We start from the raw sequence: 7,457 nt of genomic DNA on the forward strand, positions 1-7,457 counted from the left end.
CGACGGCCTCGTCGAGCTCCTCGTTCTTGCCGCAGTAGCCGGCGATCAGCCGGGGGTCGACGTTGTGGGCGTGGGCACGGGCCAGCAGGGCGCCGGTCATCCGGCCGTAGTCGTCGACCTGGTCGGCCGCGAGGGCCGCGGGGTCGACGCTGCCCTTGCGGTTGCGGAACTGACGCACCTGGAAGGGGTGGTCGGCCACAGTCGTCCAGCCCAGCAGGATGTCGCTGACCACCTGCATGCGCTTCTGGCCGAGGACCACCCTGCGGCCCTCGTGAGTCACGGTCGGAACCTCGAAACCGGCCGTCGCGAGATGCGGTTCGAGCGCGGAGGGGCGTGCCTCCTTCACCTGGAGCACGAGCGGCTCGCCCAGGTGGTCCAGGAGCAGCACGACGTACGAGCGGGTGCCGACACTGCCCGTGCCGACCACACGGAACGCCACATCGTGCACGGCATAGCGGGCGAGCAACGGGTGACGGTCCTCCGAGAGCGTGGTCAGGTACTGCTCCAGGGAGGCGGCGACCACCGCGGCCTCGGCGTCGTCCACCCGGCGCAGCACCGGCGGGGCGTCCACGAAGCGGCGCCCACCGCCCTCCACCGGCTCGGTCGACTTGGCCGCGAAGCGTCCGCTCGTGTTGGCCCGCGCCTTCTCCGAGACCCGTTCCAGCGTGCCGAGCAGGTCGTGAGCGTCGGTGTACGAGACGAGTTCCTCGTCGGCGATGGCGTTCCACGCGTCGAGGGCGGGGAGCTTGGCGAGGAGGCGCATCGTGCGCCGGTAGGCGCCGGTCGTGTCGAGCGCCGCCTTGCGGCAGGTGTCCTCGTCCGCGCCCGCCTCGCGCCCGGCGAGCACGAGCGAGGTGGCGAGCCGTTTGAGGTCCCACTCCCAGGGGCCGTGCACGGTCTCGTCGAAGTCGTTGAGGTCGATGACGAGCCCGCCGCGCGCGTCCCCGTAGAGGCCGAAGTTCGCCGCGTGGGCGTCGCCGCAGATCTGGGTGCCGATGCCGGTCATCGGCGTACGGGCGAGGTCGTGGGCCATGAGGCCGGCCGAGCCGCGCAGGAACGCGAACGGGGTGGCGGCCATCCGGCCGACCCTTATCGGGGTGAGCGCGGCAATGCGGCCGCGGTTGGACTCCTCGACCGCCGTCACCGCGTCGGGCCGGTCGGTGGTGAGGGTCAGGTCCGCGTGCGTGCTGCGCGGCACCCGCTCACGCAGGGCCTTGCCCTCCTCCTTGGGTGAACCCTGCGAGGGCCACCGCGCGAACCCGGGCACCCACGGCACGCGCTCCTGCCCCACCCGGCCGCCGGACTCGGCCGCCGCCGTCTCCGGCTCGGTCCCCGACGCCGTCACACCGTCTTCGATCACAGCGACCGCCTCCCCCGCACATGTCCCCGCACGAACATCAACTCGTGATGACGGTACAGCCGGTGGCCGAAACGCGTCAGACCCTGTGGACAACTCCGCCCCGGCAGCCCGCCCGCCTGTGGAAAACCCAGGGAAACCACCGTCCTGACCGGCGACGCCCTACTCCCGCCCGGCCCCCGCACACGGCCAACTCTGCGGCAGATGGACCTTCGCCCATGTGGCGAGTTCCTGGAGCGCCGGGTCCAGCGCGGCGCCCGCGTCCGTCAGGCGGTAGGTGACCCGCAGGGGCGGCCCCTCGTTGACCTCGCGCAGGACGAGGCCGGCCGCGGCGAGTTCCGTGAGGCGGTCGGAGAGCATGCGCTCACTGATGCCGGGGATCGCCCGGCGCAGGTCGACGAAGTGCGCGGGATGCGGCATCAGCGCGGCCACGATCAGGCCCGTCCATCGCTTTCCGAGCAGAGCGAACACACGCGTCATGCCTTCTCCGACCGGCCGGCACGGACCGGCGCCATGGAGATCCTGCTGCTTTTCCGCCATACGTCCAGCGTACTGGGCTCCCGCTCGGGGATGAAAAAAAGTAAGCGACTGTGTTATCCATAGTCGAGTACGAAAACAAAGCGACTTTCCTTGGAGTGCCCCATGGCCACCCTTCTCCACCTGGACTCGTCCGTCTTCCCCATCGACGCCTCGACGTCGCGCGCGGTGACGGAGACCTTCCGCAAGGCCTGGGAGGAGCAGCACCCGGACGGCACGGTCATCTACCGCGACCTCCACACCGACCCCGTGCCGCACATCAGCGCCGACGCGCACACCGCCGGCTTCGCCGACCCGGCCACGCACACCCCGGAGCAGGCCGCCGCCTTCGCCGAGCGCGAGAAGCTCATCGCCGAGCTGGAGGAGGCCGACGCGATCCTGATCGGCGCCCCCATGTACAACTTCTCGATCCCGTCGACCCTCAAGGCCTGGCTGGACAACGTGGTCCTCATCGGCCGCACCGCCATGACCGAGGACTCGAAGGCGAAGGGCACCCCCGTCACCGTCGTCGCCAGCCGCGGCGGCTCCTACGCGCCGGGCACGCCGCGCGAGCCCTTCGAGTACGTCCAGAACTACCTGAACGCGGTGCTCTCCGACGCCCTCGGCCTGGACGTCGACTTCATCGTCCCGGAGCTGACCATGGCGCCGCACAACCCGGCGATGAGCGAGCTGGTCCCGCTCTCCGAGGCCTCCCGCGCCCAGGCCCTCGACGACGCCGCCACCAAGGCGAAGACCCTCGCGGAGCGTCTGGCCGCGTGACCCGACGCCCGGCCGGCGCACGGCGGCACACCTGTCCACCGCGCGTCGGCCGACCCGGTCACGACACGATCAGCAGATCAGCACCGCGCCCTCAGCTTCAAAGACCACCACACAGGCTCAAGAACAGGCCTCGTAGGACGCGTCCTCCGCGGTCGTGACCACCTTCTGTCCGTCGACCCGATCGAGCAGCCCGGCCGACACCCAGGAGTTCACGGTCGCCCGCACGCGCGCGACCAGCGCGTCCTTGTCGGCGAACGGCGCACCCGCCCAGATCTCGTCGAGCAGGCTCGTCCCGTCGGACTTCGCCGGATTGGCCACGCCCGAGTCGGTGCCGCCGAGGACCACCTTCGGTTCGGAACGCCTGATGTACGCGTGCGTGGGATCTTCGGTGCCCTCGTGGAAGGGCGCGAACTCGGTGCCGTCCAGCATGTAGTGCAGCGGCTTTCCGCTCACCGGCGTCAGGGAGGGCAGCAGGTCACCGGAGAGGCCGGCGTTGCCGTACAGGCCGAAGGACAAGTAGCTCGTACTGGCGTTCCGGCCGACCAGGTTCACCGGCCCGTGGAACAGGGTCTGCAGGGTCGGGTCGTCGAGCGCCTTCTCCACCCGCAGCCGGAACGGGATCGTCACGCGTACGACGTCCCCGTCACGCCAGGTGCGGGAAGGGATCGTGAAGTAGCTCCCGGCGGCCGGCGTCCCGCTCACCGCGCTGCCGTTGACGGTCACACGGAATCCGGCGGTCGCCCAGGAGGGCACGCGCAGCTTCATCTCGAAGGTGCCGCTGCCGCGCTCGACGGTGATCGTGGAGCCCTGTTCGCGCGGGTAGTCGGTGGTCTGGGTGACCGTCACGCCCTGGCCCGTCCAGTTCAGCGTCGTAGCGCTGTACAGGTTGACGTACAGCGCGCTGCCGTCCGCCTTCGCGAAGTACACGGAGTCCTGGTACTTGGTCGCGCTCTCCATGCCCGTCCCCTCGCAGCAGGTCGTGCCCTGCTTCGGGGTGTAGTCGCGCACATGGCCGGGGTTGAGGCCGATGAAGTACGTGACCAGCGGCTTCTCCGCGTCGGCAGTGTCCTGCTTGGAGCCGAGGACCTGGTTGAACAGGGCCCGCTCGTAGTAGTCCATGTACTTCGGGTCCTGCTCGTGGAAGAACAGCATCCGGCTCAGCTTGAGCATGTTGTACGCGCAGCAGGTCTCGGCGTTGGTGTCGCTGATCGTGCCGGAGACGGCCCCGCGGGCCTTCCAGAACTCGGCCGTGCTCGTCCCGCCGATGCCGTACATGCGAGGGGGGACGACCATGTCCCAGAAGTTCTTGGCGGCCATGAGATAGCGGGTCTCGCCCGTCGCGTCGTACAGGCGGACGTACCCGGTGAAGATCGGGATGTGCTGGTTGGCGTGGAGGCCGTCGAGGATGTCGGTGTTGGCGGCGCAGGCGTCGATGAGCCGGTCGAGGTCGAAGAGCTTGGCCAGGGCGAGGTGATCGGCCTGGCCGGTGATCGTGTACAGGTCGACGATCGTCTCGACGATGCCGCCGAACTCGCCGCTGGAGAAGATGCCCCACATCCGCTGCAGCGTGGCGTCCGGCAGCTTGGACAACCGGGAGTACATCCAGTCGCACATACCGGACGCGAGGTCCAGCGCCCGGGCGTCGTCGGTGGCCAGATGGGCGTCGACCAGGCCCTTGAGGATCTTGTGCGCGGTGTAGTACGGCGCCCACACCTTCGTGTAGTCACCGCTGGTCATCGACTCCAGCGCGATGAACTGCGTCTCCGGGTACGCGGCGAGGAACCCGGGATGGCTCGGCCCGCCCCAGGTGCGGCGCAGGGTGGCGGTGAGTCCGCGTCCGGAGGCATCGGCGAACGTGCCGCCGTCGGTGGCCGCGAACGAGTAGGACGCGAGGTCGCCGAGCCCCGCGGAGGAATTCTTGGCCTCGTCGGACTGGAGCGAGGTGATCTCGGCCGCCGTGAGGGCCCGTGACCAGACGTTGAACTCGTCGAAGGCACCCGCGTACACCGGGTCGCCGGAGAAGTTGGAGCGGCCCAGCCAGTTGTTCGTCAGGGTGCCCAGGACGGACGGGGCGAGCGTCATCGAGGCGTTCCGGGCGACGGCTGTGCCGTTGACGTAGAGGGTGCCCGTGGAGCCGGAAAGGGTCACCGCCAAATGGCTCCACTGGTTCAGCGGCAGCGCTGCCGTGCCGTTGAGCCCCTGCTCGCCGCCCGGCCCGCTGGTGGTGACGGCGAACCGCGGCACCCCGTCGGCATTGCGAGTGGCCAGGTACATGTACCGGGTGGTGTTGTCGCCGAAGTCGAAGACCCGCTGCCAGTCGGCGTCGTGAGTGGGCCTCACCCAGGCCGACAGGGTGATCGCCCCGGCACCGCCGAGCACGGCGGACGGCAGGTCGACGTACTGGTACGAGCCCCGGACGTTCTCGTGGGCGCCACCCCACTTGCCGGTGACGGGCAGCGCCTTCGGGTCGCCGCGCAACGCCTCGCGCACCTCGCCCAGGGCGCCGACCATGCTCCGGATCCGGTCGGCGTACACGGTGTCCCCGGTGCCGGCGTAGGCCTGGGACAGCATGGTCAGGAAGTGCCCGGTGTAGTGGCCCCGGAGGTTGCCGTTGGCCTCGCCGTCGAGACCCTCCCAGCCGCCGGGGGCGACCGCGCCCTTGGTGGAGAGCCCCGCGTTGGCACGGAACACCTGGAGCAGCCGGTCGACGTCGTAGCCGCGGCCGTGGTCGAGCATCAGCTGCCGTTTGTCGGCGAACAGGCCCTGGCCGAGTGTCACGTCCTTGAGCGCGAAGGGCCGCACCGACCAGGTGGACGGCTCCGGAACCGCGGCGGCGACCGCGCGTCCACCGCCCGCCCCGAAAGAGACTCCGGGTACTGCCGCGGCGACGATCGCGGACTGGAGCAGTAAGCGTCTGGAGAGGGGCGGAGCCATGCGGGCCTCGTCTCTGACATGTGTGGGGGGCAAGGGACCAGACAACAATCATTCGAAATTACGAACGCTGTACGATTTGCCGACCAGAAGATAGGTAGGGGGCAAGCGAGCGTCAACGGTGCTGACGGGAATTCACAGGCCTCACGCGCAGGCAGGAGGCCCTCCGCCACCCGCGCCCGTTGCGCCGAACCAGCGCGAATCCGACATCGCGCGCCCCCAGGAGCGACGGGGAATCCACCCGCAGGCGACCCTGATAGACGCTGGTCAGCCGCCCCGCCCCCACTTCCGCCGCAGCGGCTGGTGATCGAAGCAAAGGCGGACCGGCTGATCCTGTCCGGACCATGGATAGCCCAATCGAGTTCAGCACCCAGCGGCCCCACACCCTCTCCGACGGCGAGCGCCAGGAGTTCCACGCGGTCATACGGCACACCCGCACCGGGCTGATCGCCGGCCCCGACCGCGTTCCGTCCTCACTCACGCATGGGCAACCGCAGCCCGCCATCGCCGAGCACCCCGTCTACCAGGACCTATTGGTCCGAGCGCGTCGCCTCACCAGCTACGCCCCGCACTGCTTCACGTAGAACATCACCGATGCACCACTCTGTAATGTTTCACGTGAAACATGGCCCCGCCCGCGCACAGGAGACTCGGCACGCCCCCACGCCGTCTCACGCCACCAAAGGACGAAAGCCCTTACTGAATCCGCTGAGAGACTCCTCACACTTCGCGAACCAGGCGATCGCGCCTTCGGGGAGTCCCTGCGGACACAAAAAGAAGCGGTCCCATCGTCTTCACGATGGGACCGCTTCGCTGTGCGCGAGGGGGGAGTTGAACCCCCACGCCCTTGCGGGCACTGGAACCTGAATCCAGCGCGTCTGCCTATTCCGCCACCCGCGCATTGGGTGTGTCCTCGGGCCCTGCCCTTTCGGTGCTGGCGCCTTCCGACATCCAGAAGATTAGCACGCTGGAGAGGGTGGGTTCACATCCCTTATCCCTGGCCGCCCCCGCCCCGGCTCACCGGGAACGGAGCAACCAGCGGGGACCGAACACCTGCCCCGTTCCACCACGTATCGACGAATGCTGGTTCACGTATCAACCTCGTACCGGTCCCGGCCATCTCCACTGGAGGAGGGCAGGGTCCATAGTCAGGTGCGGGACACTGGTCTCGTGCCGCCTCTACGATCCTTGGCAGAGTTCGAGCGGGGGTAGTTCGAAGAGGAGCTCCGGTGGGAAGCCGGGAGGGGACCTCAGTGGGCTTCGGCGCCGGTGACACCGGCCGACGGGGCCGACCGGGGGAACCAGCCGATTTCCCGGCGCGTGGATACGATCAGTAAGCAGTACGGACGCAGTACGCAGAGCGGTGACGACGGAGGAGGTGCCCCATGGGAGTCCTGAAGAAGTTCGAGCAGCGTCTCGAAGGTCTGGTCAACGGCACCTTCGCCAAGGTGTTCAAGTCCGAGGTCCAGCCCGTGGAGATCGCGGGAGCGCTCCAGCGCGAGTGCGACAACAACGCGACCATCTGGAACCGCGACCGGACGGTCGTCCCCAATGACTTCATCGTGGAACTGAGCACGCCCGACTTCGAGCGCCTCAGCCCCTACTCCGGCCAGCTCGGCGACGAGCTCGCCGGCATGGTGCGCGACTACGCCAAGCAGCAGCGGTACACCTTCATGGGCCCCATCAAGGTCCACCTGGAGAAGGCGGACGACCTCGACACCGGCCTGTACCGGGTGCGCAGCCGTACGCTCGCCTCCTCCACCGACCAGCAGGGCCCCGGGGGCGCCCCGGCGAACGCCGGCGGCGGCCGCCCCGGCGGCTACGGCTACCCGCCCACCGGCGCGCCCGCCGGCGCCCCGCCCATGCCGGCCAC

At 69.2% G+C, this 7,457-nt stretch carries 6 protein-coding genes and 1 tRNA gene; 3 read left to right on the forward strand and 4 right to left on the reverse strand.

What is annotated here, in order from left to right; all coding sequences use genetic code 11:
- Positions 1-1,357, reverse strand: a 1,357-nt coding sequence (locus M8J73_RS19515) for a DUF2252 domain-containing protein (RefSeq protein WP_372503979.1), incomplete at its 3' end; no start/stop codon positions are given.
- Positions 1,358-1,519: 162 nt separating this feature from the next.
- Entirely contained in the window at positions 1,520-1,897 is a 378-nt protein-coding gene (locus M8J73_RS19520; protein ID WP_055538170.1) for a winged helix-turn-helix transcriptional regulator, read from the reverse strand.
- A 102-nt stretch (positions 1,898-1,999) separates the two neighbouring features.
- On the opposite strand from M8J73_RS19520, the gene M8J73_RS19525 reads away from it, so the two are divergent.
- The gene (locus M8J73_RS19525; RefSeq protein ID WP_055538169.1) at positions 2,000-2,653 is read left to right on the forward strand and encodes an FMN-dependent NADH-azoreductase; all 654 of its coding nucleotides are present in this window, start codon (positions 2,000-2,002) and stop codon (positions 2,651-2,653) included.
- A 117-nt stretch (positions 2,654-2,770) separates the two neighbouring features.
- On the opposite strand, the gene M8J73_RS19530 is transcribed toward M8J73_RS19525, so the two are convergent.
- Complete coding sequence (locus M8J73_RS19530) at positions 2,771-5,587, reverse strand: beta-L-arabinofuranosidase domain-containing protein (RefSeq protein WP_055538168.1); 2,817 nt, start codon at positions 5,585-5,587, stop codon at positions 2,771-2,773.
- Between the two features lie 341 nt (positions 5,588-5,928).
- Between M8J73_RS19530 and M8J73_RS19535 the strand changes: the two genes are divergently transcribed.
- Positions 5,929-6,168: a hypothetical protein gene (locus M8J73_RS19535; protein ID WP_055538167.1), complete on the forward strand. Its 240-nt coding sequence runs from the start codon at positions 5,929-5,931 to the stop codon at positions 6,166-6,168.
- 232 nt (positions 6,169-6,400) lie between these two features.
- On the opposite strand, the gene M8J73_RS19540 is transcribed toward M8J73_RS19535, so the two are convergent.
- Positions 6,401-6,484, reverse strand: a tRNA-Leu gene (locus M8J73_RS19540).
- Between the two features lie 485 nt (positions 6,485-6,969).
- Here M8J73_RS19540 and M8J73_RS19545 point away from each other — a divergent pair.
- The coding region (locus M8J73_RS19545) for a DUF3662 domain-containing protein (protein ID WP_249828865.1) at positions 6,970-7,457 on the forward strand (488 nt) is incomplete at its 3' end.

The organism is Streptomyces neyagawaensis, from assembly GCF_023516595.1.
In the GTDB taxonomy this organism is placed as follows: Bacteria; Actinomycetota; Actinomycetes; order Streptomycetales; family Streptomycetaceae; genus Streptomyces; species Streptomyces neyagawaensis.

Bases quoted from the DNA above. Each gene is read 5' to 3' on its own strand.
- M8J73_RS19520 (WP_055538170.1), bottom strand. From the start codon at position 1,897: ATGGCGGAAAAGCAGCAGGATCTCCATGGCGCCGGTCCGTGCCGGCCG.
- M8J73_RS19525 (WP_055538169.1), top strand. From the start codon at position 2,000: ATGGCCACCCTTCTCCACCTGGACTCGTCCGTCTTCCCCATCGACGCC.
- M8J73_RS19530 (WP_055538168.1), bottom strand. From the start codon at position 5,587: ATGGCTCCGCCCCTCTCCAGACGCTTACTGCTCCAGTCCGCGATCGTC.
- M8J73_RS19535 (WP_055538167.1), top strand. From the start codon at position 5,929: ATGGATAGCCCAATCGAGTTCAGCACCCAGCGGCCCCACACCCTCTCC.